Below are 25184 nucleotides of genomic sequence, written 5' to 3'. Positions count from 1 at the left end.
CGGTCAGCCGCAGGGGACGGTGACGAAGCCGTCGCTGCCCGTCTGCACATACGCGTCGGAGACGTACTGGCCCGGCGCGATGCAGTCCCAGACGTCCGTCGTGCCATAGGGACCCGACACCTTCTGGCCGTGTCGCTGGCAGCGGATGGGGACGCGGGTGTTGTACGGCAGCACCTTGATGAGCCGGTGGTTGGTGCTCGGCCCGCTGCGGACGTTCACCTGGTAGCCGGGCGCGGTCGGATAGGTGACCGTACCGGCGGTCTCGACGGCCTCCGCCACCCCGGCCGGCGCGGCGGTCTCCGTGGTCTCGACGGTCTCTTCGATGGCCATGTGGCCCCTCCCCCGTTGAACTTCTTTCCGAAGTTGTGCACATGCCGTGTGAAGTGGCACGACATGCGGAGGCTAACAAGGCTCGCACGTGTCATCGACTAGGCTCGCCGAGTCGCTACTGCGGCCGAATTCACGGGGGTGGGGAATGCCGCCGCTGCGCAGCGCCGGGACAGGCCCGGAAGCGGAGGATCCGGAATATGCCGGGCAGTACCGGCTCGAGGCACGTCTCGGCTCCGGGGGCATGGGCGTGGTCCATCTGGCCAGCTCACCCTCGGGACGGCGGCTCGCGGTCAAGGTCGTGCACACCGCATACGCCGAAGACCCCGAGTTCCGGGCGCGGTTCCGGCAGGAGGTGGCGGCCGCGCGGCGGGTCAGCGGCGCCTTCACCGCACCCGTCGTGGACGCCGATCCCAACGCCGACCGCCCCTGGATGGCCACCCTCTACATCCCCGGCCCGACCCTCTCCGAACACGTCAAGCGGAATGGCCCGTTGGCGCCGGATGAGGTGGTGCGGCTGGCCGCGGGGCTCGCGGAGGCGCTGCGCGACATCCATCGGGTGGGCGTGGTGCACCGCGATCTCAAGCCGAGCAATGTGCTCCTCGCGGCGGACGGTCCGAAGGTCATCGACTTCGGCATCTCCCGGCCCTTGGACAGCGAACTGCGCACGGAGACCGGCAAGTTGATCGGCACCCCGCCGTTCATGGCGCCCGAGCAGTTCCAGCGGCCGCGCGCGGTGGGACCGGCCGCCGATGTGTTCACCCTGGGCTCGGTGCTGGTGCACGCGGCCACCGGGCGGGGGCCGTTCGAGTCCGAGAGCCCGTACATCGTGGCGTACCAGGTGGTACACGACGAGGCGGATCTGGCGGGGGTGCCGGATGAGCTGCTGCCGCTCATCACGAGCTGCCTCGCCAAGAACCCGGAGGACCGCCCCACCCCCGACGCCCTGATGAAGGGCCTGCGCGCGGTCCGCGGCCCCCAGCCGCCCGTGGTGCGCGGGCCCGTCGCGCTCGTACCGCAGCAACGGATGCCGGATCCCCACTCGTTGCCCGGTGGCGACCCGGCGAAGGACGTCGTGCCCGACAGGGGCGGTGCCGACGACGGTACGCGGACGCATGTCAAGGCGGCGGCGGACGGCCCCGGGCCGGTGGCGCGCCGCCGAGGGCCGCGGCGATGGGCCCTGGTCGGGCTCGCGGCCACCGTACTCCTGGGCGCGGGAACGGTCGTGGCGCTGCGCCGGCTCGACGGTCCGGACTCGCCCGACAGGCGGCAGCCGCAGATCAGCGCGGCCACCACCTCGACGTGGCGGCCGTGGGAGACCGGGCTGAGCGGCGGCAGGGGATCGGGCGAGGGGGCGCGGCCCGCGTTCTGCTCGTACGGAGCCGGGGCCCTGTACTGCGCCGAGCGCGGCGTCCAGGCCGCCCGGGTCGATCCGGCGCGCGGCCGGGTGGTGTGGTCGCGGCCGTCTTCGGCGGGCCGCCCCGGCGAGGGTGCCGTCACCGCGCCCGCGCTCTCCGGCGGCCTGGTGCAGGTGGTGTCGCCGGACGGGGCGCGGCTGGACGCGCTCGGCCCGAGGACGCACCGCGTCCGCTGGAGCCGGGATCTGTCCGGGTACGACGGCCGGGTCTACCCCGCGGGCGACAGCGTCCTGCTGGTCGCGGCGGACGGCACCGTCACGGCGGTGAACAGCGCGACGAACCGACAGCGGTGGCGCCATGCGCTGCCCGGCCACGCCCGGCCGACCTTCTTCTCGTACGGCGCCGGCCGCACCGCGTACGCCCTCACCACCTCGGCCGACGGCTCGCACACCCTGGTCACGGCGGTCGACACGGTCCGCGGTACGACGCGCTGGCACCGGTCCCTGGCCGGAAACCTCACCCCGGCCGGCCCCGGCCCCGGCGGTGTCCTCCAGCTGACCGAGACCGACGCGCAGACCCGTACGACGGCGGTCGTCCGCTACGCCCCCGCCCGGCGCGCCGTAGTGCGGGCCGAGCTGACCACACCGGTCTCCGCGACCAGCGCCGTCACCCACGGCGATCTGGTCTATCTGCTGTGCGCGGACGGCGGGTTGGTGGCCGTGGACACCGGCCGCGAGGGTTCGGCGCACGGCGCGCAGCGCTGGCGTCTGGAGACCTCGGTGGCCAACGCCTCACCGCTGGTGGCCGCGGACGACCGGCTCTACTTCTCGGCGGCGGACGGCCGGCTGCTGGCCGTGGACGCGGCGCGGGGCGAGCTGATCGGCCAGACCCGGCCGCGCGCGGGCCGGGCCGGCCAGAGCTTTCTGGAGCTGGTGCCCACGCCGGTGGCGGCGGACGGCAAGGTGTTCGCGGCGGCCCCGGACGGCACGGTCTTCGCCGTGGACGCCCGGAACCCGGCTGCCTGGTAGAGCCTGCCCGTTAGCCCGGCGGGCCCGGCCCCGCCGGGCCCCTTGCCGGCTTTCCCGCCGATATGCCGTTCCGCCGCGTGAGGGGGAGGCAGGCCCCCTGGCCACTCACGCCCGTCGGACGATTGACGACCGGGGTACGCGGGCGGAGCCCCCAGCCGACCGGGCCGCCAGGGCAGCGCCCCCGCCGAGCGGCTGCCGTGGCGCGGCGAACCGACGGCGTCGGGGACGGAAGGCGGCGTCAGCCGAGGCGGCTGATGTCCCGCACCGCGCCCTTGTCCGCGCTGGTGGCCATCGCCGCATAGGCGCGCAGCGCGGTGGACACCTTGCGCTCGCGGTTCTTCGGGGCGTAGACGCCGCCGAGCGCCTCGCGGCGGGCCGCCAGCTCCTCCTCGCTCACGAGGAGTTCGATGGTCCGGCCCGGGATGTCGATACGGATCCGGTCGCCGTCCTCGACGAGGGCGATGGTGCCGCCGGACGCCGCCTCGGGCGAGGCGTGGCCGATGGACAGGCCCGACGTACCGCCGGAGAAGCGGCCGTCGGTGATCAGCGCGCATGACGCGCCCAGGCCCCGGCCCTTGAGGAAGGAGGTGGGGTAGAGCATCTCCTGCATGCCGGGGCCGCCCTTGGGGCCCTCGTAGCGGATGACGACGACGTCGCCCTCCTTGACCTGCTTGCCGAGGATCCGCTCGACGGCCTCCTCCTGCGATTCGCAGACCACGGCCGGGCCCTCGAAGGTCCAGATGGACTCGTCGACGCCCGCGGTCTTCACCACGCAGCCGTCCTCGGCGAGGTTGCCGTAGAGGACGGAGAGGCCGCCTTCCGTGGAGTAGGCGTGCTCGACATCGCGGATGCAGCCGCCCTCGGCGTCCGTGTCCAGGCTGTCCCAGCGCTCGGACTGGGAGAAGGCGGTCGCGGAGCGGACACAGCCGGGCGCGGCGTGGAAGAGCTCGACGGCCTCGGCGGACGGGGAGCCGCCGCGGATGTCCCACTGCTTGAGCCAGTCGGCGAGCGACGGCGAGTGGACGGTGTGCACGTCTTCGTTCAGCAGCCCCGCGCGGTAGAGCTCGCCGAGGATGGCGGGGATGCCGCCGGCCCGGTGGACGTCCTCCATGTAGTAGACGCCGCCGGGCGCGACGTTCGGCGCGACCTTCGCCAGACAGGGCATCCGGCGGGAGAGCCCGTCGATGTCCTTCATGTCGAAGTCGAGACCGGCCTCTTGGGCGGCGGCGAGCAGATGGAGGATGGTGTTGGTCGAGCCGCCCATGGCGATGTCGAGGGCCATGGCGTTCTCGAAGGCGGCGCGGGAGCCGACGGAGCGCGGCAGTACGGTGTGGTCGTCCTGCTCGTAGTGGCGCTTGGTGATCTCCACGACCGTACGGCCGGCCGTCTCGTAGAGCGCCTTGCGGGCGGTGTGGGTGGCCAGCACCGAGCCGTTGCCCGGCAGGGAGAGGCCGATCGCCTCGGTCAGGCAGTTCATGGAGTTCGCGGTGAACATGCCGGAGCAGGAGCCGCAGGTGGGACAGGCGTTGTCCTCGATACGGGCGATGTCCTCGTCCGAGACGCTGTCGTTGACGGCCTCGGAGATCGCGCTGATCAGGTCCAGCTTGCGGACCGTGCCGTCGACCAGGGTCGCGCGGCCGGACTCCATGGGGCCGCCGGAGACGAAGACCGTCGGGATGTTGAGGCGCATCGCGGCCATCAGCATGCCGGGCGTGATCTTGTCGCAGTTGGAGATGCAGATCAGCGCGTCCGCGCAGTGTGCCTCGACCATGTACTCGACGGAGTCGGCGATCAGATCGCGGGAGGGGAGGCTGTAGAGCATCCCGCCGTGGCCCATGGCGATGCCGTCGTCCACCGCGATGGTGTTGAACTCGCGCGCGATGCCGCCCGCCGCGTGGATCGCCTCGCTGACGATCCGGCCCACCGGCTGGAGATGCGTATGGCCGGGCACGAACTCCGTGAAGCTGTTGGCCACGGCGATGATCGGCTTGCCGAAGTCCTCGCGCGCTACGCCTGATGCCTGCATCAGGGCGCGCGCGCCCGCCATATTGCGGCCATGGGTGACGGTGCGAGACCTCAGCTCGGGCACGGTGCTCGGCTCCCTCGTCGGATGGATCGTGCGGATCGGAGTCTTCTGAGACTACGCCGGAAATCCGCGATCCGGACGGTGCGTCCGGATCGCGGGACGGGTGGCTCACTCCCCGGAAGAGTCCGATCAGCTCTCGGTCAGATAGCGCTGGAGGGTGGGCCCCACCATGGCGACGATGTCGTCCACCGTCGCCGAGGCCATCGGCTCCATCTTGATCACGTAGCGCAGCAGCGCGATCCCGATCATGTGCCCGGCCGCCAGCTGCGCCCTGAACTCAGGATTCGGGACGTCCAGCTCCCCCGCCATCCGCACCAGCACCCGCCGCTCGATCATGCCGCGCAGCACCGCGGCGGCGGCCTCATTGGTCAGCGCGGAGCGCATCACGGCCAGCAGCGGCAGCCGGGTGACGGGGTTCTCCCAGATGGAGAACATGTAGCGGGCCAGCCGCTCGCCCGCCCCCTCGCGGCTGCCGTGCACCGCGTCCGGGGCGCCCATGGCGGGTGCCATGATCAGCTCGATGGCCGCCTCGAAGACCTGCTCCTTGGTGCCGAAATAGTGGTGGACCAGCGCGGGGTCCACCTCCGCCGCCTTGGCGATACCGCGGATCGAGGTCTTGTCGTAGCCGCGCTCGGCGAACTCGTTGCGCGCCGCGGTCAGAATCCGGTCGCGGGCGGCGGGCTCCCCTGCGGCGCTGGTACGGGCCGGGCGGCCGCGCTTGCGCGGGCCGGTGGCGGGCGGGGGCGCTGCGGAGGTCATGAGCCGGGCACCGTCCCGCGCTTCCGGGCGGCCGGGGTCGGCGAGGCCAGATGCAGCCGGGTGAAGGCCAGGGCTTCCGCGAGGTCGGCCTCGCGCTCGGTCGTGGACATCGCCCGCCGGGTGTTGACCTCGACCACCACATTGCCGTCGAACCCGGTCGCCGCCAGCCGCTCCAGCAGCTCGGCGCAGGGCTGGGTGCCGCGCCCGGGGACCAGGTGCTCGTCCTTGTTGGAGCCCTGGCCGTCGGCGAGGTGGATATGGGCGAGCCGGTCGCCCATCCGGTCCACCATGCCCAGCGCGTCCGTACGGGCGGTCGCGGTGTGCGACAGGTCGATCGTGAAGTGGCGGTAGTCGTTATTGGTGACGTCCCAGTCCGGGGCGTACGCGAGCATCTCGCGGTCGCGATAGCGCCATGGGTACATGTTCTCGACCGCGAACCGCACATCGGTCTCGTCCGCCATCCGCCAGATTCCGCTGACGAAGTCCCGGGCATAGTTGCGCTGCCATCGGAAGGGCGGATGGACCACGACGGTGGACGCGCCGAGCTTCTCGGCCGCCGCCTTCGCCCGCTGCAGCTTGACCCATGGGTCGGTCGACCACACCCGCTGGGTGATCAGCAGGCAGGGCGCGTGTACGGCGAGAATCGGCACCCCGTAGTAGTCCGAGAGCCGACGCAGCGACTCTATGTCCTGGCTGACCGGATCGGTCCACACCATGACCTCGACACCGTCGTAGCCCAGCCGTGCGGCGATCTCGAAGGCCGTCGCCGTCGACTCCGGATAGACCGAGGCCGTGGACAGCGCGACCTTCGCATCCGGGATGCGCACCACTGGCTCTGTCACGAAGGACAGCGTACGGCGGCTGCTCAAAGTCGCTAAACCAGCACCACTGGTTACGTCATGTCGGCAGGTGGTCCAGGCGGCGCAGAATGACCCCCTCGCGCAGCGCCCACGGGCAGATCTCCAGGCCATCGACGCCGAACAGATCCATCGCCCCCTCGGCGACCAGCGCCCCGGCCAGCAGCTGCCCCGCCCGCCCCTCGGACACCCCGGGCAGCCCGGCGCGCTCCTGCGAGGGCATGGCGGCCAGCTTCGGCACCCACTCCTCCAGGGCCCGCCGGGTGAGCCGGCGCTGGACGTACAGCCCCTCGGCGGAGCGGGCGGCGCCCGCGATCCTGGCCAGCTGGCGGAAGGTCTTGGAGGTGGCGACCACATGGTCGGGTGTGCCATGGCGGCTGAAGTCGCCCACGGTCCGGGCGATCTCGGTCCGCGCATGGCGCCGCAGCGCCCGCACGTCGGCCGGGTCGGGCGGGTCGCCGGGCAGCCAGGAGGCGGTCAGCCGGCCGGCGCCGAGCGGCAGCGAGACGGCCGCGTCGGGCTCCTCGTCGATTCCGTACGCGATCTCCAGCGAACCGCCGCCGATGTCCAGGACCAGCAGCCTCCCCGCCGACCAGCCGTACCAGCGGCGGGCGGCCAGAAAGGTGAGCCGCGCCTCGTCCTCGCCGCTGAGCACCTGGAGCCGTACGCCGGTCTCGTCGGCGACCCGGCCGAGGACGTCATCGGCGTTGGCCGCTTCGCGGACGGCGGAGGTCGCGAACGGCAGGACCTCCTCCACGCCCTTGTCCTCGGCGGCCTCCAACGCCTCCTTGACCACCGTGATCAGGCGATCGATGCCCTCGGAGCCGATGGCTCCGTCACCGTCGAGGAGTTCGGCCAGCCGCAGCTCCGCCTTGTGCGAATGCGCGGGCAGCGGGCGTGCGCCGGGGTGTGCGTCCACCACCAGCAGATGGACCGTATTCGAACCCACATCGAGGACACCGAGTCTCATGGCCAGAACGCTACTGCGCAGCGTGTGATGTCATGCACGGGTCCCAGCCCCCGGCTTTTCGCGGAGGGGCATACGCTTGCACCGTGGCTAAGACGAAAAAGGCGAAGCAGGACAAAAGCCGGAAGGGCTCCACGGAGCGGGGGGCCGAGGAGCCGATCTCGTCCCCGGCCGGGGACGAGGCCGGTCCGGACTTCGCCCGCGCGTGGGTCGAATTCCCCGACCCGGCCGACGACGAACAGGTCTTCCGATGCGACCTGACCTGGCTGACGTCCCGCTGGACCTGCATCTTCGGCCAGGGCTGCCAGGGGATCCAGGCGGGGCGCGCGAGCGACGGCTGCTGCACCCTGGGCGCGCACTTCTCGGACGAGGACGACGAGCGGCGGGTCGGGCGCCATATGGCCCGGCTGACCCCGGAGATCTGGCAGTTCCACGACGAGGGCCACGCCTCAGGCTGGGTGCAGGAGGACGAGGACGACGGGGAGCGCCAGACCCGGCGGTACGAGGGCTCGTGCATCTTCCAGAACCGTCCCGGCTTCTCCGGCGGGGCGGGCTGCGCCCTGCACATCCTGGCCCTGCGGGAGGGGCGCGAGCCGCTGGAGACCAAGCCTGACGTCTGCTGGCAGCTGCCGATCCGCCGGTCGTACGACTGGATCGACCGGCCGGACGACACCCAGGTGCTGCAGATCACGATCGCCGAATACGACCGGCGCGGCTGGGGCCCCGGCGGCCACGATCTGCACTGGTGGTGCACCTCGGCGACCTCGGCGCACGGGGGCGGCGAGCCGGTGTACCTGTCCTACCGGCCGGAGCTCACGGAGCTGATGGGCAAGGCCGGATACGACCGGCTGGCCGAGCTCTGCGAGCAGCGGCTGGCGGCCGCGCTGCCCCTGGTGGCGCCGCACCCGGCCGACCCGGCGTAGCACGGCGCCCATCCGGCCCTCAGCCCTTGGCGGCTTCTCAGTCCTTGGCGGCGGGCGAGCCCGAGGGGGCGGGGGCCGGGTCGCTCGGCGTGGGGGTGGGGCTGCCGGAGGGGCCCGTGGGGGTCGGCGTCGGCTCCGGGGCCGCGCCCCGGCCCTCGATCACCACCACCGCGCCCGACGGCGCCACCGTGACCCGGGCGCTCCAGTGCCCGGCCGGCTCCCGGTCGCGGTCCACCGAGACCGTGATGGTCGTGGACTGTCCGGGCCGCAGCACCCCGGCCGTGTGGTTCAGCTGGAGCCACGCCGCCCCGGTGGAGGCCGACCAGCGCACCGGGGCGCCACCGGACGCCGTAAGGGTGATGACCGTCACATCGCCGTCGGGCTGTGCCTCGACCGTCAGCCGCCCCGGGCCGGGCGTGGGCCGGGTGGGCCCGGAGCCCCCTCCCGGGCGGCTGCCGCCGGGCGAGCCGTCCGGGCGCGGCGCCTCGCCGCCCTTCCGGTCCGCCCGCTCCACCGTGCCGTCCGCGGCGATGACCTCGACCGACACATCCGGCGCCCGCTCGCCGGCCTTGGCGCCCCGGCCCGAGCCGATCCGCGCGCCGGAACGGTCCTGCGCGCCGCCCGTCTGCTCGTACGAGCGCCGGGCCGGGCGGTCCTGGCCGGCCGGGGCCTGGTCAGCGCCGTCCACGCCCGCGGCGGCCACCGAGTCCGTGTCGTGCTCGTCACCGGCCAGCGGCGCGCCCCGGTAGGCGGCCCACAGCGCGAGCACGGGCGCCGCCACCACCGTCGCGACCACCGTCGTGGTCAGCGCGCGGCTGCGCATCCGGCTGCGGCGCGCGGCCCGGTCCTGGGGATCCAGCGGGAAGCCGCGCCGGTCGAAGCGCGGGCCCGAGCCGACGCGGGCGGGCCGGCCGCTGAGCGCGCACAGCATCGCGGCGTGCACGGCGGCGCGCGGCGCCTCCAGGACCGGCAACGCGGCGGGCGCGGCCGCCGTACCGGGCCAGGGGCCGTCCGCCGTGGCCCGCTCGGCCATCCGGCGGCACTCCCGGCAATCGTCCACATGGCGCACCAGCTCACGGCGGAGGGCGGCGGAGAGCAGCACCTGGGTGTCGCCCGCGAGCCGCGCGACGACCGGGCAGTGGCCCAGCTCGACGACGGCGAGCGCGGCGCGGGTCCGCTCCACCTCGCAGGCGGCGCTGGAGAGCAGGGCGCGGGTCTCGTCGTGGTCCTTGCCGAGCGCGGCGGCCACCTCGGGCGGGGTGAGCCGATGGCGTACGGCGAGCTCGAGCGCCTCGCGCTGCTCGGCGGTGGTGCCGGCGGCCTCGGGCCAGGCGAGCGCGGCCAGTTCCCGGCGGCGCTGGGCGGCGATGGGCTCGGGCAGCTCGGCCTCGGCGCTCTCCGGCGGGGCGCCCGGCGGGGTGCCCGTCCCCGTCCGGCCCTGGCGGTCGTGCCGGTCCTGCCGCGCCTTGACGACCCTTCGGTCCCGCAGCCCCCGGTGCTCCTGCCGCTCCCTCAGCTCGGCGAGCTTGCGCAGACAGGCCCAGCGGGCGACCGCGTAGAGCCAGGGGCGGCACAGATCGCCCTCGGCGGGGGCGGGCGCCCGCCCCCGCCCCCGGCCGCGCCGGCGCTCGGCCACGGCCAGCACATCGCCGAGGGTGGCGGCCGCGGCGTCGTGCTCGCACAAGACCGACAGACAGTAGGTGAACAGGCCGTCCAGATACGGCTCATAGCGCTCGGGAGGCCGCTGGGGGCGCGTGGTGGTGACGCGGGGCGCACGGCGCTGCGCCCGGTGTGCGCCGGTGGCGTGTGTCGAGTGCTCGGACCTGCTGCTCATCACCCGGCGACCGTAGGCGGATGATGCAGACTTCTTCGCGCCACTTGCGCAGTTTTAACCCTTACGGGTGACCATCTCCCTCATAAGGGGACAGGTGTCCCCCTCCGTCGCGCCCAACCTGCTATGCGTTCCGGGGCCGCGGGTCACCGCTGTCGGTGGCCGACGCTAGCGTTACGCCATGGCTGCCCGTAGCTCCTCCCGCTCATCCGCCAAGGACCGGCCCTCCTACCGCTGCACCGAATGCGGCTGGACCACCGCCAAGTGGCTCGGCCGCTGCGCCGAGTGCCAGGCGTGGGGCACGGTCGAGGAGTTCGGCGCGCCCGCCGTGCGGACCACCGCGCCCGGCCGGGTCACCTCGGCCGCCCTGCCCATCGGCCAGGTCGACGGGCGTCAGGCCACCGCCCGGGGCACCGGCGTGGACGAGCTGGACCGGGTGCTCGGCGGCGGGCTCGTCCCCGGCGCCGTCGTCCTGCTCGCCGGGGAGCCGGGGGTCGGCAAGTCCACGCTGCTGCTCGACGTCGCCGCCAAGGCCGCCGGCGACGACCACCGGACGCTGTACATCACGGGTGAGGAGTCGGCGAGCCAGGTGCGGCTGCGCGCCGACCGCATCGGCGCGCTGAGCGAGCATCTCTACCTGGCCGCCGAGACCGACCTCTCCGTGGTCCTCGGCCATCTCGACTCGGTCAAGCCGTCGCTGCTGGTCCTCGACTCCGTCCAGACCGTCGCCTCGCCCGAGATCGACGGCGCGCCCGGCGGGATGGCCCAGGTCCGCGAGGTGGCCGGGGCGCTCATCCGCGCCTCCAAAGAGCGCGGCATGTCCACGCTGCTGGTGGGCCATGTCACCAAGGACGGCGCCATCGCGGGCCCCCGTCTGCTGGAGCACCTCGTCGATGTCGTCCTGCACTTCGAGGGCGACCGGCACGCCCGGCTGCGGCTGGTCCGCGGCATGAAGAACCGCTACGGGGCGACGGACGAGGTGGGCTGCTTCGAGCTGCACGACGAGGGCATCACCGGCCTCGCCGACCCCTCCGGGCTCTTCCTCACCCGCCGTGACGAGCCGGTGCCGGGCACCTGTCTGACCGTCACCCTGGAGGGCCGCCGGCCGCTGGTGGCCGAGGTGCAGGCGCTCACCGTCGACTCCCAGATCCCCTCGCCGCGCCGCACCACCTCGGGTCTGGAGACCTCCCGCGTCTCGATGATGCTCGCCGTGCTGGAGCAGCGCGGGCGGATCAGCGCGCTCGGCAAGCGGGACATCTACACTGCGACGGTCGGCGGGGTGAAGCTCTCCGAGCCCGCGGCGGACCTGGCCGTCGCGCTCGCGCTGGCCAGCGCCGCCGGCGACATCCCGCTGCCGAAGAATCTGGTGGCCATCGGCGAGGTGGGGCTCGCGGGTGAGGTCCGGCGGGTCACGGGGGTGCAGCGGCGGCTGTCCGAGGCCGCCCGGCTCGGCTTCACCCACGCCCTGGTGCCGGCCGACGCGGGCCGGATCCCCGACGGGATGCGGGTGCTGGAGGTCGCGGACATCGGTGACGCGCTGCGGGTGCTGCCCCGCCGTGAGCGGGGCGAACGGGACCGGGCGGGCGCGGAGGCCGGGGGGTGAGGGCGCGGTCCGCCGGGCGGTGAGCGGGGCGCGGTGCGGGGCAGGGGGAGCCGCACTCCGGTTCACGCCGACGGGCGTACGCCGGGAGGCCCCACGGGAGGCCGATGACCGCCGGTAGACTTTGCCCTGGTCTCGCCCGTCCGTGGCCTCGCAGCGGCGCGGCAGGGCGACTGGCGGCACCGACAGACCTTGCGACGGAGGAGTGCAGTGGCAGCAGGCGACCGGGCATCGGCACCCGGCAAGGCCGACGGTCTGATGCGTGCCTCCCTGAGCGCGGTCGCGCCCGGCACGGCGCTGCGTGACGGCCTTGAGCGCGTGCTCCGCGGCAATACGGGCGGGCTCATCGTGCTGGGCACGGACAAGACCGTCGAGTCGCTGTGTACCGGCGGCTTCGTCATCGGCGTCGAGTTCACCGCGACCCGGCTGCGCGAGCTGTGCAAGCTGGACGGCGCGCTGGTCCTCGACAAGGACATCAGCAAGATCGTGCGGGCGGGGGTGCAGCTCGTCCCGGACGCGGCGATCCCCACCGAGGAGACCGGCACCCGGCACCGCACCGCGCAGCGCGTCTCCATCCAGACCGGGTTCCCGGTGGTGTCCGTCAGCCAGTCCATGCGGCTGATCGCGCTGTATGTGGACGGGCAGCGGCGGGTGCTGGAGGACTCGGCGGCGATCCTCTCCCGCGCCAACCAGGCGCTGGCCACCCTGGAGCGCTACAAGCTCCGCCTCGACGAGGTCGCGGGCACGCTCTCGGCGCTGGAGATCGAGGACCTGGTCACGGTCCGGGATGTGGGCGCGGTGGCGCAGCGGCTGGAGATGGTGCGGCGCATCGCCACCGAGATTGCCGAGTACGTGGTCGAGCTGGGCACCGACGGGCGGCTGCTCTCCCTCCAGCTGGACGAGCTGATCGCGGGCGTCGAGCCGGAGCGGGAGCTGGTCGCGCGGGACTACGTCCCCGAGCCGACCGCCAAGCGCACCCGTACGGTGGCGGACGCGCTCGCCGAGCTGGACCGGCTCTCCCACGGCGAGCTGCTCGAACTGCCCATCGTGGCGCGGGCGCTGGGCTATACCGGTTCGCCCGAGACCCTCGACTCGGCGGTCTCGCCGCGCGGTTTCCGGCTGCTGGCGAAGGTCCCCCGGCTCCCGGGCGCCATCATCGAGCGGCTGGTCGAGCACTTCGGGGGCCTGCAGAAGCTCCTGGCAGCGAGCGTGGACGATCTCCAGATGGTGGACGGTGTGGGCGAAGCCCGAGCCCGTTCGGTCCGCGAGGGCCTCTCGCGGCTGGCCGAGTCGTCGATCCTGGAGCGGTACGTCTAGCGAGGCCGCGGGTGGGTTCCGGGGCGGCGCCCCGGAACCCCGCCTCCAGGTCAGCTCCTGTCCGGGCGATCTTCGTGGATCAGCCCGCGGCGTCTGGCGCGGGGGGCACCTCCCAGCGGTAGCTGGGGGAGCATCGCAAGGCGGAGGGTCGTCCTCGTACCGGGTCGTACTCGGACGACCCCGACCACGCGGCGAGGTGCGGCCCGCCGCGGCAGCGGCTGCTCGGACATCAGCGGCTCCGCCGCGGGCACAGCGGCGTCGCGGGCCCGCGAAGATCGCCCGGACAGGGCCTAGTCCTTCGCGAGGACGAACGACACCTGGGCCGTGCCGAGCCCGTTCAGCTCCGCCTCCACCAGGTACGTACCGGGCTTGGCCGACGCGCTGCCCGTCGGGGTCGCGCAGTGCTCGGCGCTGCGCTTGCGGTCCCACTCCACGGTCCGCTTGGTCTCGCCCGAGCCCGCCACCTCGACCAGCGCGGTGGCGCTGCCCTCCGGGCAGTCGTCGGAGGCCCAGATGTGGGCGTTGTCCGCGTCGGTGATGGTCAACGAGGCCGCCGCGCGGCCGAAGTCGACCTTGCAGGAGCTCTTCGAGGAGTTCTTCACGACGATGTCGAACGTGGGCTTCTCACCCGGCGCGTAGGTGTTCTTGACCTTCGAGCCCTTGACGCTGCGCACCGTCAACTCGACATCGCCGCGCTTGCAGTCCGGCAGGCTGGACCCGACGGGCAGGCTCTGCCCGGTCCCGGTGCCGATGCCGTCGCCACCACCACCCGAGCCGCCCGAACCGCCGCCGGAGCCGCTCGCCCCGCCGCCCGAACCGCCGCCGCTCTCGCCCGTACCGCCGCCGTCCGAACCGCCGCTGCCGGAGCCGCCCGTGTCGCCGGAGCCGGTGCCGCCGTTGTCCGACTCGTCGCGCCCGCCCGGCCGTTGGCTGTCGACGGGCGTGGAGGAAGTGGGGCCGGGGGTGATGGTGCTCGCGGGCCCGCCGCCGCCGGAGCCCTTGCCCTCGTCGCTTCCGCCGCCGCCCGAACCACCCCAGCCGAAGGCCCAGATGACCAGAAGCGCGATGGCGGCGAGGAGGGCCAGCGCAACGGCCCTCCGCCGCCAGTAAATGGAGGAGGGAAGCGGCCCGATCGGATTGCGCAGTGATCCCACGCGGAAACTCTACGAGAGATCCGGAGCGCTACCAGCCAATAACCGCCGCCAGGGCCCCTACTTTTCTCATCATCGGACCGGATACGGCACCAGGGGCCGCACCCCGGCACGGCAAGCGGCCATCCGTTCCCGCACCTCCGCCCGGATTGCGCGTTTTCGTACGGGTGCGGACCAGCTCGACCCGAACGCCCGCGCCCTCGGCCAGCGCCGGGCGCCCCGCCGTGCCAGGATCGTCAGTGATGACTGCCAATCCCGCCGTCCCGGCCGCCGTAACCCCGACCCCCGACGGAGCCGCCCTGCACCGGCCCGTCATCGACTGGTTCGACGCACACGCCCGCGACCTCCCCTGGCGCCGCCCGGAGGCCGGCGCCTGGGGTGTGATGGTGAGCGAGTTCATGCTGCAGCAGACGCCGGTGAGCCGCGTGCGCCCGGTGTACGAGCAGTGGCTCGCCCGCTGGCCGCGCCCGGCCGACCTGGCCGCCGAGCCGCCCGGTGAGGCGGTCCGCGCCTGGGGCCGGCTCGGCTATCCGCGCCGCGCGCTGCGGCTGCACGGCGCGGCGGTCGCCATAAGGGAGCGGCACGGCGGTGACGTACCGACCGATCACGCACAGCTGCTCGCGCTGCCGGGTGTGGGCGAGTACACGGCGGCGGCCGTGGCCTCGTTCGCGTACGGACAGCGCCACGCGGTCCTGGACACCAATGTCCGCCGGGTCTTCGCCCGCGCGATCAGCGGCGCCCAGTACCCGCCGAACGCCACGACCGCCGCCGAGCGCAAGCTGGCCCGCACCCTGCTCCCCGAGGACGAGCCGACCGCGGCGCGCTGGGCGGCCGCCACGATGGAGCTGGGCGCGCTGATCTGCACGGCCCGCACCCCCGAATGCGTGCGCTGCCCCATCGCCGCGCAGTGCGCCTGGCGCGAGGCCGGGGCCCCGGCGCACGACGGACCGCCGCGCCGTGGCCAGACCTACGCCGGTACGGACCGTCAGGTGCGCGGCAAGCTGCTCGCCGTGTTGCGAGAGGCGGTCGCGCCGGTGCCGCAGGCGGTGCTGGACCAGGTGTGGGACGAGCCGGTGCAGCGGGCCCGCGCGCTCGACGGACTGGTCTCCGACGGGCTGGTGGAGCCGATCGCGGGAGGGCTCTACCGGCTGCCGCTGACGTGACGCGCGACCGCGCGCGACACCGCCTTCACCGGCCCTCGAAGCCCCGTCTGTGACAGACCTGTGACAGGGCCACGACCCGGTTCTGACACTCCGTCGAACCGGGCTTTCCTGTTACACAACCTATGGGTAGCTGTGCATCTGCCGAGGTGCTGACGCACATGGCGCCGCAACAGCGCCTCCGTAGCGTCCTTCCCGTGCTGGACGACCGCCCAGCGCATCAGGTGGGGAAGAGCGGGATGGAGGCTGCGATGTACGGCAGCGGCAAGGTTCTGGACTTCGAGGAGTACGTGCGGAATCGGCAGGACGCGCTGCTGCGCAGCGCCCGCCGCCTGATCCCCGACCCGATCGAGGCACAGGACCTGCTCCAGACCGCGCTGGTGCGCACCTACGGCCGCTGGGACGGCATAGCCGACAAGTCGCTGGCCGACGCCTATCTCCGCCGCGTCATGATCAACACCCGTACCGAGTGGTGGCGTGCCCGCAAACTGGACGAGGTGCCGACCGAGCAGCTGCCGGAGGCCAGCGTCGAGGACGGCACCGAGCAGCACGCCGACCGCGCGCTCCTCATGGACATCCTCGGAGTGCTGGCTCCCAAGCAGCGCAGTGTCGTGGTGCTGCGACACTGGGAGCAGATGACGACGGAAGAGACCGCGGAGGCGCTCGGAATGTCGACCGGCACGGTCAAGAGCACGCTGCACCGGGCGCTCGCCCGGCTGCGGCAGGAGCTGGAGAGCCGCGATCTGGACGCCCGCGCGCTCGGCCGCGAGAAGGGCGAAGGCAAGCCGGCCACAACGGTCCGGCACACGGGTCAGGTCCGGCGCGGCCGCCAGGAGCGGGGGCAGGAACGGTGCGCGGCCTGACCAAGGCCTCTCCCGGCAGGACCGCCATGCTCACCGGCGGCGCGTTCGTGGGCCTCGCGGCCGCGGGCGGCTGGCTGCTGGCCGGGTGCAGCACCAGCAGCCAGGGTGTACGCAAGGAGGGCCCGGCGCGTACCCAGTGGGCCTCGGCGGCCGCGGACTCGGGCTCGTACGCGGGCGGCTCCTCCTCCAGCTGGCCACCGGCCCAGCAGAAGGCCGACGCCATCCGGCTGGTCAAGGCGGATCCGAAGGTCAGCGACGACCTGAAGGAGAATCTCAAGCCCTGCCCGAAGGAGTCCAAGAGCAAGCAGCAGATCAAGGGCTATCCCGTGGACGTGGCGCACGGCCGGCTGACCGGCTCCGCCGCCTCAGATCTGGTCATCAACGTCATGACCTGCACCGACGGCTTCGGCATCGGATCGTATGTGTACCGCAAGGTGGGCCAGCGGTACGAGAATGTCTTCAGCGATGAGCAGCCGCCCGTCTACGCCGACATCGCCAAGGGCGGTCTGCGGGTGACGAAGCTCTCCTACGCTTCGGGGGACGCGGTCTGCTGCCCCTCGTGGGAAGACGTGATCACCTACCGTTGGGCCGGGCAGCGCCGGATGTTTACGGTGGTGGACCGTAAACACACCGACTACAGCAAGACCCTGCCCAAGGACGAGCCGGCCCCGAGCGCCGACGGAACGGAAGGCTGAACCGAGGCTGTGGCCGAAACCCATGTGCTCTTCGTCGAGGACGACGACGTCATCCGCGAGGCCACCCAGCTCGCCCTGGAGCGCGACGGCTTTCTGGTGACCGCCGCGCCCGACGGGCTGACCGGCCTGGAGAGGTTCCGCGCCGACCGCCCCGATATCGCGCTGCTCGATGTGATGCTCCCGGGCCTGGACGGGGTCAGCCTGTGCCGCCGGATCCGCGATGAGTCCACCGTGCCCGTGATCATGCTGTCGGCGCGCGCCGACTCCATCGATGTGGTGCTCGGTCTGGAGGCCGGCGCCGACGACTATGTGACCAAGCCCTTCGACGGCGCCGTGCTGGTCGCCCGCATCCGGGCCGTGCTGCGCCGCTTCGGCCACGCCAGCGGCCCCGGCGGCCGGGCCGGCGGGCCCGGCCCCGAGGAGCCCGACGGCGGGGTGCTGCGCTTCGGCGATCTGGAGGTCGACCCGGAGGGCATGGAGGTCCGCAAGGGCGGTGAGCAGGTCGCGCTGACGCCGACCGAGATGCGGCTGCTGCTGGAGTTCTCGGCCGCGCCCGGCACCGTGCTCTCCCGCGACCGGCTGCTGGAGCGGGTCTGGGAGTACGGCTGGGGCGGGGACACCCGGGTCGTGGACGTCCATGTGCAGCGGCTGCGCGGCAAGATAGGCCAGGACCGGATCGAGACGGTCCGCGGCTTCGGCTACAAGCTCAAGGGCTGAGCCGGTCGTGGTGAGGCTCGCTCTGCGCACCGGACTGCGCTGGAAGGTCAGTCTGGCCATCGCCGCCGTCAGCGCGCTCGTCGCGGTCGCGCTGAGCCTCGTCGTGCACAACGCGGCCCGGGTCTCGATGCTCGACAACAGCCGCACCGTGATGAACGAGCGGGTGCAGGTCGCGCAGAAGTGGTACGAGGAGTCCCGGGTCCTGGGGTTCGGCGCCAAGCTGGACGACCCCCGGCTGCCCGAGCAGCTCAAGAAGGAAGCCTGGCGCGGGCTGCGCGCCACCTATCTGGAGGACTCGGGGACCGGCACCCCCGAGGTCTGGGCCTCGGTGCCGCTGCGGAACGGCAAGGTGCTGTCCGTCCACACCCGCTTCAAGGACCGCTTCGCCGTCCTCGACGACCTCGACCGGGTGCTGATCCTCGGCTCGGTCTCGGTCGTGCTGGGCGGCATCGCCCTCGGCGTGCTCATCGGCGACCAGCTCTCCCGGCGGCTGCGCAAGGCGGCCACCGCCGCCCGCAAGCTCGCCGAGGGCGACTCCGTGGTCCGGGTGCGGGACGCGATCGGCGGCCGGGTGCGGGACGAGACCGACGATCTCGCCCGCGCGATCGACGGCATGGCCGAGGCGCTGCAGGAACGGCTGGAGGCCGAGCGCCGGGTCACCGCCGATATCGCCCATGAGCTGCGCACCCCCGTCACCGGACTGCTCACCGCCGCCGAACTGCTGCCGCCGGGCCGCCCGACCGAGCTGGTACGGGACCGGGCCCAGGCGATGCGCACCCTCGTCGAGGACGTGCTGGAGGTCGCCCGGCTGGACGGCTTCGCGGAGCGCGCCGAGCTGCAGGAGATCAACCTCGCCGAGTTCATCACCCGCCGGGTGCGGGCGGTGGCCCCCGACGCCGTGATCGCCGTGCTGCGTGACGCCCATGTCTCCACCGACCCCCGCCGGCTGGAGCGGATCCTGGGCAACCTCCTCGCCAACGCCGCCCGGCACGGCAAACCGCCCTTCGAAGTCACCGTCGAAGGGCGGATGCTGCGCGTCCGCGACCACGGGCCCGGCTTCCCGGAGGCGCTGCTGAAGGACGGGCCGAGCCGCTTCCGCACCGGCAGCAAGGACCGCGCGGGCAAGGGCCACGGCCTGGGCCTGACCATAGCCGCGGGCCAGGCCCGGGTCCTGGGCGCCCGGCTGACCTTCCGCAACGCGGAACCGATGGCCGAGGGCAAGGACGGCGCGGTCGCCGTGCTCTGGCTGCCGGAGTCGGCGCCCACCAACACCGGCAGCTTCCCGATCATCGAAGTGCCGGACTGAGCGCTCAGCCGGCTCAGACCGTCTCGGCCACCGGGGCCCGGTCGGCCGGGGCGCCGTCCTCGGCGGCGGGGGCGGGGGCGGATCCGCGCAGCGGGATCTCCTTGATGAACAAGGACGCGATGAACGCGATCACCGCGATCGCGGCGCCCCACAGGAAGACCTGGTGCGTGCCGTTGGAGACCGCGTGGGCGTACGCGTCCTTGACGGCGGCCGGCAACCTGTCGAGCTGCGACGGTTCGAGCTGGGCGCCGCCGGAGGTCATCTCCTTGCCCTTGGGCCCGGCCCGCTCGACCATGGTGTCCTGCACATGGTTGGTGAAGAGCGCCCCGAGGATCGCGACGCCGAAGGAGCCGCCGAGGGTGCGGAAGAGCGTGGCGGAGGAGCTGCCGACGCCCATGTCCTTCATCTCCACGCTGTTCTGGGCGATCAGCATGGTCAGCTGCATCAGGCAGCCCATGCCCGCGCCGAGCAGCGCCATGTAGCAGCCGGTGGTGAGGCGGCTGGTGTCGGTGTCCATCGTGGACAGCAGATACATCCCGATGGTGATCAGCACCCCGCCGACGATCGGGAAGATCCGGTACTTGCCGGTCGCGGTGGTGACCCGGCCCACGACCAGCGAGACGACCATCAGCGACAGCATCATGGGAAGCAGCAGCATGCCGGAGTTGGTGGCGGAGGCGCCCTGCACGGTCTGCTGGTACAGCGGCAGGAAGGTCAGCGAACCGAACATCACAAAGCCGACGAGGAAGCCGACCAGGGTGATGACCGAGAAGTTGCGGCTGCGGAAGATATGCAGCGGCAGTATCGGTTCGGCAGCCCGCCGCTCGACGTAGAGGAACGCGATGAGCGCGACCACCGCGCCGACGGCGAGCCCGACGATCTGGCCCGACCCCCAGGCGTACTCGGTGCCGCCCCAGGTGGTGACGAGCACCAGCGCGGTGATGCCGGCGGTCAGCAGCGCGGCCCCGGCGTAGTCGATCCGCGCCTCGGTCCGCTTCTTCGGGAGGTGCAGCACCGCGGTGACGGCGGCCAGGGCGACCACGCCGAGCGGCAGGTTGATGTAGAAGATCCAGCGCCAGCCGAGGTGGTCGGTGAGGGTGCCGCCGACCAGCGGTCCGCCGATCATGGCCACGCCCATCACGGCGGCCATCATGCCCTGGTACTTACCGCGGTCCCGCGGCGGCACCAGATCACCGATGATCGCCATCACTCCGACCACCAGACCGCCCGCGCCCAGGCCCTGGAGGGCCCGGAAGCCGATCAGCTGACCCATGGACTGGGCCAGACCGGACAGCACGGAACCGGTCAGGAAGACCACAATGGAGGTGAGGAAGATGCCCTTACGGCCGTACATGTCGCCGAGCTTCCCCCAGATGGGGGTCGAGGCGGCGGTTGTGAGGGTGTAGGCCGTGACCACCCAGGAGAGGTGATTGAGCCCGCCGAGGTCACCGACGATCGTCGGCATCGCGGTGCCGACGATCATGTTGTCGAGCATGGCGAGCAGCATCGCGATCATCAGCGCGAAGATCACCACACCGGTACTGCGGGGTTTGGGCCCGGCCTTGCCCTGGGGTGGCGGCGAAGCGGAGGGTGCTTCGCCTGCTGGCTGGTTCTGGGACATGATCTCCACTTCCCCCTGGTGACGATGAGAGGCCACGACGCGCTACTTACTTGCCGCCCGGCTAGTTGAGTACAGTGGAGACGGTAAGCGTCAACTAGCCGGGCGTCAAGTAAGTTTCGTCAAGGCGCGCCAAGGCGGCCACACCAGCACGGGAGAGCACCAATGGGCAGCACACCGCGGCGGGGCGACACCCGTCAGCGCATCCAGGACGTGGCCCTGACACTCTTCGCCCAGCGCGGCTACGAGAAGACATCGCTCCGCGAGATCGCCGAGCATCTTGAGGTCACCAAGGCGGCGCTCTACTACCACTTCAAGACCAAGGAAGACATCGTCATCAGCCTGTTCCAGGATCTGGGCCAGCCGCTCGACGAGCTTCTCGCCTGGGGCGAGAAGCAGCCCCGCACCCTGGAGACCAAGCTGGAGCTGGTGCGCCGCTACAGCGCGGCCCTGGACAACGCCGCCCCGCTCTTCCGCTTCATGCAGGAGAACCAGGCGACGGTGCGCGAGCTGAGCATCGGCCAGAGCTTCAAGGAGCGGATGTTCGCGATGTCCGATCTGATCCGGGATCCGGGGGCGCCCCTGATCGACCAGGTCCGCTGCATCACCGCTCTCTTCAGCATGCACGCGGGGGTGTTCGCGCTGCAGACGATCGAGGGCGACCCCGAGGAGAAGCGCGAGGCTGTCCTGGAGGTCGCCCTCGACTTGCTGGCGCAAGCCCATGCGGCGGAGCCGGCTGAGTCCTGAATCAGATCTTCACGCCGTGGTCGCGCAGGAACTTCAGCGGCTCGACGGCGGAACCGTAGTTCGGGGTCGTACGGATCTCGAAGTGCAGATGTGGCCCGGTCGAGTTGCCGGTGCTGCCGGACAGACCGATCTCCTGACCCGTGGTCACGGACTGCCCGATCCGGACGTTGATCTGCGACAGATGCGCGTACTGCGAGTACGTCTGGTTGTCGTGCTGGATCACGATCGCGTTGCCGTACGCGGGACCGTCACCGGCGCCGCCCGGGCCCGCCTTGACGACGACACCGCTGTGCGCCGCGCGCACCGGGGTGCCGGACGGCACGACGAAGTCCTGACCACTGTGGTTGTGCGACCACAGATTGCCCGCCAGGCCGAACGCGGCGCCGATCGCGTACTTGGCGACCGGGGTCTCCCAGGCGTTCGCCTTGGCGTCGGCGGCCTTCTTGGCGTCGACCGCCTTCTGTACGGCGGCGGCCTTCTTGGCGTCGACCGCCTTCTGTACGGCGGCGGCCTGGGCCTTCACCGAGCTGCCGAGCGAGCCGGCCGACGCCACCGTCAGGGTGTCAGCGCTGCCCTGCGAGGGGGTCGCGGCGAGCGCCGCACCGGCGCCGAGCACGAGCGAGGCCCCCATGCCCACGGCGATCACAGCGGTGCGAACCCGCCGAACGGACACATGCGAATACCGGCGGGTGGTGGCGCGCGGAGCCATAGGGAAGTACCTCCAGAGGCATCAATAGAGACGCCTCTTGTTATCCCGTCCGCACGATAAGGCCAAGATACGGTTCTACTAAGTGGTTTCGTAACGAAAGCCGCATCCAACGGCCTTTCCGGTGGAATGCGCGGACGTCCAGCTCACCCCTCTGGCCTGCACATATCTGGGGGATCGAGCCGCCCTGGGAGACCACTGCCACAGAATCCCCTATTTCCCGTAGTAGGTCGCGGACGGCGTGTGTGGCATATCACCCGGCCGCAAGATCGATCCGCGTTTCGCGGGGACTTTCGGACGTCCGTTTCGGGACCAAGGTCCTTACCCGGCTGCACGCTGTCCGAACAGCCGCTGGCAGTCCGTGAGCACCCGCAGCAGCGCGAAGCCGGTGCCCAGGGGGACCGTGCCGATCACCGGTTTGGGGGGCTCCGTGTCCCGGAGATCCGCCCGTATGTCGGGGAGCCGCACGCCGAGCGCGGCGAACTCGTCACGGAGGATCCCGGCGACCCGCTCGGCGGGGGCAGCGCTCACGCGGTTCTCCCCGGTGGGACGTTGAGCTCGAACCATATGGCTTTGCCCGTGCCCTCGGACTGCTCGTCGATCGTCATTCCGCAGACGTCCGACAGGGCGGTCACCAGGAACAGGCCCCGGCCGTTGGGTGTCGTCGTTCGCCGCCCGGCGGGCACAACGGTCATGCCGACTTCCTACGCGAGGGTGTCGACGGGACCGTCGGGGCCTGACGGACGGCGTGGGCCGCTGGACGGTACGCGGCTCGGGCGGGCGCGGCTCTCGTCTCGCGCCTGCGGCGCTTGAAGCATCGGGCGGGGAGGGGGCGGGGCTCGGGCGACGTCGCCGTCCGGCGGGCCGGTGGGGCGGAAGGCCGTATGCGGCTCGGCGGAGTGGGGTCCGGATCGATGTCGTCCAGCGGGTCCGTGTGGGCGCCGGACCGGGGTACCTGGCCCAGAAACCTTTGACAAAACGCTTGCTCCAGATCAAGCGTTTTTTGGGGGTACCCCTGGAGCGAGAGCCACTCAGGCACCCACCGGCCCGACAGCCGGCGACGCGGCCCGGCCCCGCTCCCTCCCCGCCCGCTGCTCCATCTTTGCGCCGAAGGCGCGAGACGGCGCTCCGCGCACCCACCCACACACGCACCCACCCACCGCACGCACCCACCCACGCACGCACCCACCGGCACCCACCCACCGCACGCACCCACCAGCACCCACCCACCGGCACCCACCCACCGCACGCACCCACCAGCACCCACCAGCACCCACCCACGCACGCACCCACCAGCACCCACCCACCACACGCACCCACCAGCACCCACCGCACCCACCCACCGCACGCACCCACCGGCACGCACCGACGCCCCCTAACCGGTTTAGCCCACACGCAATGGCCCCCTTCGCGCCCCGCTGAGACGATTGACCCGGTTCGCGCCACACAGAACAAGGAGAGCCGGTCATGTCCAAACGACTGCACGTGGGCAACTTGAGCTACCAGACGACGAAGGAAGACCTGGCGACCCTGTTCGGGCAGATCGGCGAGGTGCTGGACGCCACCGTGATCACCGACCGGGAGAGCGGGCGGTCGCGGGGATTCGGGTTCGTCGAGATGGATGACATGGACGCGGAGAAGGCCATGGCCCAGCTCGACGGCTCGGAGATGAACGGACGGGCCGTCACCGTCACCGAGGCGCGAGCGGTCTCCCGTGGGGGCAGGTGAGGGCGGGAGCGTGCGGTTCGCCACGTATCGGCGATAGGACTTGCGGGTGGAGCGGTGCGGCGTGGTGGGATTGGCTGATGCGATCGCCCACCCGCATATCTACGCCAGGTCCCCCAAACCCCCAAACCCCCCACAACGACCCCGCTCCGTACAGCAATCCGTACGACGAGCTCGCCGTGCAGGCCGATCCGTACGACCCGGACGACCCCCTCGGGCTCGGGCTGAAGCCGGATGACGACGACGCCGACCTCGGCGGCCGCAGCGGCAAGGACGCCCACTCCGGATCCGCGCACGACGGCGAGCCGTGGTCGGCGCCCAACCACCGCCGCTCCGGACGCGCACGCGGGCGCTTCAAGGCCGTGCCGCTCACGGCGAAGCTGCTCATCGGGCTGCTGGCGCTGGCCATGCTGCTGGTGCTGGGCGACCGCTGGGCCGTGATGTACGCGGAGCGGAAGGCCGAGGTGACGCTGCAGAAGAAGCTCAAGCTCGCCACCGCGCCGAATGTGACGATCCATGGTTTCCCGTTCGTCACCCAGGTCCTGGACAAGCATCTGGACGAAGTCGACGTCGCCGTACCCGATGTCGCGGCCGACCGCGTCTCGCTCGCCGAGGTGAGCGCGCAGGCGCGCGACATCCGGATCCACGGCGATCTGCCCAGCTCCCTCAACGGCGCGATCGTGACGGAGATGAAGGGGAATGTGCTGCTGGCCTTCGAGGACCTCAACCGTGAACTGGGCGCGTCCCAGGTGCGCTTCAGGGCGCTCGGCCCCAGCTCGGTTCGCGCGGACGGCAAGCTCCCGGTGGCCGGGCAGCAGGTGGGTCTGCACGCCACGGCGCATATCCGGCGAAAGGGAGACCGGGGGATCTCCACCAGCGTCACCGATATGCGGCTGGACATCCCAGGGATCGCCACCTACCGACCGGGTCCGGGCCCGCACGCCGGACTGTTTCTGCACCGCAAGGCCGCCCGGCAGATCAGCGACGACAGCGAGAAGGCGCAGGCGCTGCTGTCGGTCCCGTCGGTGGCGCGGAAGCTCGGGGTTCCGCCCGCGGACGCCGGTCAGGCGCGGCATGACGACCGGGAGGTGCACCGGATCACCGGGTCGCCGCGGTTCGTCCCCGCGCTGATGGGGACCGACCTCGTCAACGCGGCCAACGACCATCCTCAGCTGGCCAAGAAGCTCGGCATCGACCCGACGGTGGCCGCCGCCCTGACGAGAATGAAGCTGCCGGAGCTGTCGGACAAGCTGGAGCTCTCCTTCCAGCTGCCGAAGAAGGCCAAGGGCATCAAGCTGCGGAACATCGGCGTCGAGCCGGACGGCATCCGCGCCGATCTGACCGGCAGCGAGCTGTCCTTCGGCAAGACCCGCTGAGCGCGAGAATTTCCGGGTGCCCGAAGGCCGTGCGCGCGCTGAGTCAGGCGTGTACGGCGGCTGAGAG

Annotated in this window: 23 protein-coding genes; 12 read left to right on the top strand and 11 right to left on the bottom strand. The window is 72.1% G+C overall.

The features are described from left to right. Positions 1-3: 3 nt before the first annotated feature. On the bottom strand, positions 4-330 hold the full coding sequence (locus ABZS71_RS23030) for an SH3 domain-containing protein (RefSeq protein WP_356213014.1): 327 nt from the start codon (positions 328-330) through the stop codon (positions 4-6). A 145-nt stretch (positions 331-475) separates the two neighbouring features. Here ABZS71_RS23030 and ABZS71_RS23025 point away from each other — a divergent pair, with 145 nt between their 5' ends. After that, on the top strand, positions 476-2713 hold the full coding sequence (locus ABZS71_RS23025) for a PQQ-binding-like beta-propeller repeat protein (RefSeq protein WP_356213011.1): 2238 nt from the start codon (positions 476-478) through the stop codon (positions 2711-2713). Between the two features lie 238 nt (positions 2714-2951). Here ABZS71_RS23025 and ilvD read toward each other — a convergent pair whose 3' ends face one another. From ilvD to ABZS71_RS23005, 4 genes are all read right to left on the bottom strand, one after another. Then, positions 2952-4802 (bottom strand): dihydroxy-acid dehydratase, encoded by a 1851-nt coding sequence (gene ilvD / locus ABZS71_RS23020; protein WP_356213008.1) that lies wholly within the window; start codon positions 4800-4802, stop codon positions 2952-2954. Between the two features lie 126 nt (positions 4803-4928). Next, positions 4929-5558: a TetR family transcriptional regulator gene (locus ABZS71_RS23015; RefSeq protein WP_355849377.1), complete on the bottom strand. Its 630-nt coding sequence runs from the start codon at positions 5556-5558 to the stop codon at positions 4929-4931. Beyond that, entirely contained in the window at positions 5555-6400 is an 846-nt protein-coding gene (locus tag ABZS71_RS23010; protein WP_355849374.1) for a sugar phosphate isomerase/epimerase, read from the bottom strand. Before ABZS71_RS23010 ends, ABZS71_RS23015 begins: the two co-directional genes overlap by 4 nt. 55 nt (positions 6401-6455) lie before the next feature. Further along, entirely contained in the window at positions 6456-7385 is a 930-nt protein-coding gene (locus ABZS71_RS23005; RefSeq protein ID WP_355849371.1) for a Ppx/GppA phosphatase family protein, read from the bottom strand. A gap of 83 nt (positions 7386-7468) precedes the next feature. Here ABZS71_RS23005 and ABZS71_RS23000 point away from each other — a divergent pair, with 83 nt between their 5' ends. Beyond that, positions 7469-8305 carry a hypothetical protein gene (locus ABZS71_RS23000; protein WP_356213004.1) on the top strand — a complete coding sequence of 279 codons (837 nt, stop codon included), beginning with the start codon at positions 7469-7471 and terminating at the stop codon, positions 8303-8305. 37 nt (positions 8306-8342) lie between these two features. Here ABZS71_RS23000 and ABZS71_RS22995 read toward each other — a convergent pair whose 3' ends face one another. After that, positions 8343-10139 (bottom strand): sigma-70 family RNA polymerase sigma factor, encoded by a 1797-nt coding sequence (locus ABZS71_RS22995; RefSeq protein WP_355849365.1) that lies wholly within the window; start codon positions 10137-10139, stop codon positions 8343-8345. A gap of 178 nt (positions 10140-10317) precedes the next feature. Here ABZS71_RS22995 and radA point away from each other — a divergent pair, with 178 nt between their 5' ends. Together radA and disA are read left to right on the top strand one after the other, a co-directional pair. After that, positions 10318-11739 carry a DNA repair protein RadA gene (gene radA, locus ABZS71_RS22990; RefSeq protein WP_355849362.1) on the top strand — a complete coding sequence of 474 codons (1422 nt, stop codon included), beginning with the start codon at positions 10318-10320 and terminating at the stop codon, positions 11737-11739. Between the two features lie 255 nt (positions 11740-11994). Beyond that, positions 11995-13053, top strand: a complete 1059-nt coding sequence (gene disA, locus ABZS71_RS22985) for a DNA integrity scanning diadenylate cyclase DisA (protein WP_355849415.1) — start codon at positions 11995-11997, stop codon at positions 13051-13053. Between the two features lie 290 nt (positions 13054-13343). On the opposite strand, the gene ABZS71_RS22980 is transcribed toward disA, so the two are convergent. Beyond that, positions 13344-14207 carry a hypothetical protein gene (locus tag ABZS71_RS22980; RefSeq protein ID WP_356213001.1) on the bottom strand — a complete coding sequence of 288 codons (864 nt, stop codon included), beginning with the start codon at positions 14205-14207 and terminating at the stop codon, positions 13344-13346. A gap of 239 nt (positions 14208-14446) precedes the next feature. Between ABZS71_RS22980 and ABZS71_RS22975 the strand changes: the two genes are divergently transcribed. The 5 genes from ABZS71_RS22975 (at position 14447) to cseC (ending at position 18945) form a co-directional block, all read left to right on the top strand. Continuing rightward, positions 14447-15367 carry an A/G-specific adenine glycosylase gene (locus ABZS71_RS22975; RefSeq protein ID WP_356212998.1) on the top strand — a complete coding sequence of 307 codons (921 nt, stop codon included), beginning with the start codon at positions 14447-14449 and terminating at the stop codon, positions 15365-15367. A 248-nt stretch (positions 15368-15615) separates the two neighbouring features. Then, positions 15616-16227 (top strand): SigE family RNA polymerase sigma factor, encoded by a 612-nt coding sequence (locus ABZS71_RS22970; RefSeq protein WP_355849412.1) that lies wholly within the window; start codon positions 15616-15618, stop codon positions 16225-16227. Beyond that, entirely contained in the window at positions 16215-16922 is a 708-nt protein-coding gene (locus ABZS71_RS22965) for a hypothetical protein (protein WP_356212995.1), read from the top strand. Before ABZS71_RS22970 ends, ABZS71_RS22965 begins: the two co-directional genes overlap by 13 nt. Before the next feature lie 9 nt (positions 16923-16931). Then, positions 16932-17639, top strand: a complete 708-nt coding sequence (cseB, locus tag ABZS71_RS22960) for a two-component system response regulator CseB (protein ID WP_355849350.1) — start codon at positions 16932-16934, stop codon at positions 17637-17639. 7 nt (positions 17640-17646) lie between these two features. Continuing rightward, the gene (cseC, locus tag ABZS71_RS22955; protein WP_355849346.1) at positions 17647-18945 is read left to right on the top strand and encodes a two-component system sensor histidine kinase CseC; all 1299 of its coding nucleotides are present in this window, start codon (positions 17647-17649) and stop codon (positions 18943-18945) included. 13 nt (positions 18946-18958) lie between these two features. On the opposite strand, the gene ABZS71_RS22950 is transcribed toward cseC, so the two are convergent. After that, complete coding sequence (locus ABZS71_RS22950; protein WP_356212992.1) at positions 18959-20566, bottom strand: MDR family MFS transporter; 1608 nt, start codon at positions 20564-20566, stop codon at positions 18959-18961. A gap of 162 nt (positions 20567-20728) precedes the next feature. Between ABZS71_RS22950 and ABZS71_RS22945 the strand changes: the two genes are divergently transcribed. Further along, positions 20729-21310 (top strand): helix-turn-helix domain-containing protein, encoded by a 582-nt coding sequence (locus ABZS71_RS22945; protein ID WP_356212990.1) that lies wholly within the window; start codon positions 20729-20731, stop codon positions 21308-21310. Position 21311: 1 nt separating this feature from the next. Here the strand turns inward: ABZS71_RS22945 and ABZS71_RS22940 are convergent, their stop codons facing one another. The 3 genes from ABZS71_RS22940 to ABZS71_RS22930 all read right to left on the bottom strand — a co-directional run bounded on the left by ABZS71_RS22940 (position 21312) and on the right by ABZS71_RS22930 (position 22711). Beyond that, the gene (locus ABZS71_RS22940; protein ID WP_356212988.1) at positions 21312-22019 is read right to left on the bottom strand and encodes a M23 family metallopeptidase; all 708 of its coding nucleotides are present in this window, start codon (positions 22017-22019) and stop codon (positions 21312-21314) included. Between the two features lie 318 nt (positions 22020-22337). Next, positions 22338-22547 carry a hypothetical protein gene (locus ABZS71_RS22935; protein WP_356212985.1) on the bottom strand — a complete coding sequence of 70 codons (210 nt, stop codon included), beginning with the start codon at positions 22545-22547 and terminating at the stop codon, positions 22338-22340. After that, positions 22544-22711: a hypothetical protein gene (locus tag ABZS71_RS22930; RefSeq protein WP_356212983.1), complete on the bottom strand. Its 168-nt coding sequence runs from the start codon at positions 22709-22711 to the stop codon at positions 22544-22546. The genes ABZS71_RS22935 and ABZS71_RS22930 overlap by 4 nt, the downstream gene beginning before the upstream one ends. A gap of 772 nt (positions 22712-23483) precedes the next feature. On the opposite strand from ABZS71_RS22930, the gene ABZS71_RS22925 reads away from it, so the two are divergent. Together ABZS71_RS22925 and ABZS71_RS22920 are read left to right on the top strand one after the other, a co-directional pair. Beyond that, positions 23484-23744, top strand: coding sequence for an RNA-binding protein (locus tag ABZS71_RS22925; protein ID WP_355849329.1), 261 nt, complete (start codon positions 23484-23486; stop codon positions 23742-23744). A gap of 77 nt (positions 23745-23821) precedes the next feature. Continuing rightward, positions 23822-25117 (top strand): DUF2993 domain-containing protein, encoded by a 1296-nt coding sequence (locus ABZS71_RS22920; RefSeq protein ID WP_356212980.1) that lies wholly within the window; start codon positions 23822-23824, stop codon positions 25115-25117. Positions 25118-25184 lie beyond the last annotated feature (67 nt).

The organism is Streptomyces sp. NPDC005393 (assembly GCF_040606675.1).
In the GTDB taxonomy this organism is placed as follows: Bacteria; Actinomycetota; Actinomycetes; order Streptomycetales; family Streptomycetaceae; genus Streptomyces.
Note: the sequence above shows the minus strand (reverse complement) of the source record. Positions and strands in the feature narration are given on the sequence as shown.

Coding starts and splice junctions, on each gene's coding strand:
- ABZS71_RS23030 (WP_356213014.1), bottom strand. CDS start 330: ATGGCCATCGAAGAGACCGTCGAGACCACGGAGACCGCCGCGCCGGCC.
- ABZS71_RS23015 (WP_355849377.1), bottom strand. CDS start 5,558: ATGACCTCCGCAGCGCCCCCGCCCGCCACCGGCCCGCGCAAGCGCGGC.
- ABZS71_RS22925 (WP_355849329.1), top strand. CDS start 23,484: ATGTCCAAACGACTGCACGTGGGCAACTTGAGCTACCAGACGACGAAG.
- ABZS71_RS22975 (WP_356212998.1), top strand. CDS start 14,447: ATGACTGCCAATCCCGCCGTCCCGGCCGCCGTAACCCCGACCCCCGAC.
- ABZS71_RS22970 (WP_355849412.1), top strand. CDS start 15,616: ATGTACGGCAGCGGCAAGGTTCTGGACTTCGAGGAGTACGTGCGGAAT.
- disA (WP_355849415.1), top strand. CDS start 11,995: ATGCGTGCCTCCCTGAGCGCGGTCGCGCCCGGCACGGCGCTGCGTGAC.
- ABZS71_RS22920 (WP_356212980.1), top strand. CDS start 23,822: ATGCGATCGCCCACCCGCATATCTACGCCAGGTCCCCCAAACCCCCAA.
- radA (WP_355849362.1), top strand. CDS start 10,318: ATGGCTGCCCGTAGCTCCTCCCGCTCATCCGCCAAGGACCGGCCCTCC.
- ABZS71_RS22950 (WP_356212992.1), bottom strand. CDS start 20,566: ATGTCCCAGAACCAGCCAGCAGGCGAAGCACCCTCCGCTTCGCCGCCA.
- ABZS71_RS22945 (WP_356212990.1), top strand. CDS start 20,729: ATGGGCAGCACACCGCGGCGGGGCGACACCCGTCAGCGCATCCAGGAC.
- ABZS71_RS22940 (WP_356212988.1), bottom strand. CDS start 22,019: ATGGCTCCGCGCGCCACCACCCGCCGGTATTCGCATGTGTCCGTTCGG.
- ABZS71_RS22930 (WP_356212983.1), bottom strand. CDS start 22,711: ATGACCGTTGTGCCCGCCGGGCGGCGAACGACGACACCCAACGGCCGG.
- ABZS71_RS23025 (WP_356213011.1), top strand. CDS start 476: ATGCCGCCGCTGCGCAGCGCCGGGACAGGCCCGGAAGCGGAGGATCCG.
- ABZS71_RS22995 (WP_355849365.1), bottom strand. CDS start 10,139: ATGAGCAGCAGGTCCGAGCACTCGACACACGCCACCGGCGCACACCGG.
- ABZS71_RS23005 (WP_355849371.1), bottom strand. CDS start 7,385: ATGAGACTCGGTGTCCTCGATGTGGGTTCGAATACGGTCCATCTGCTG.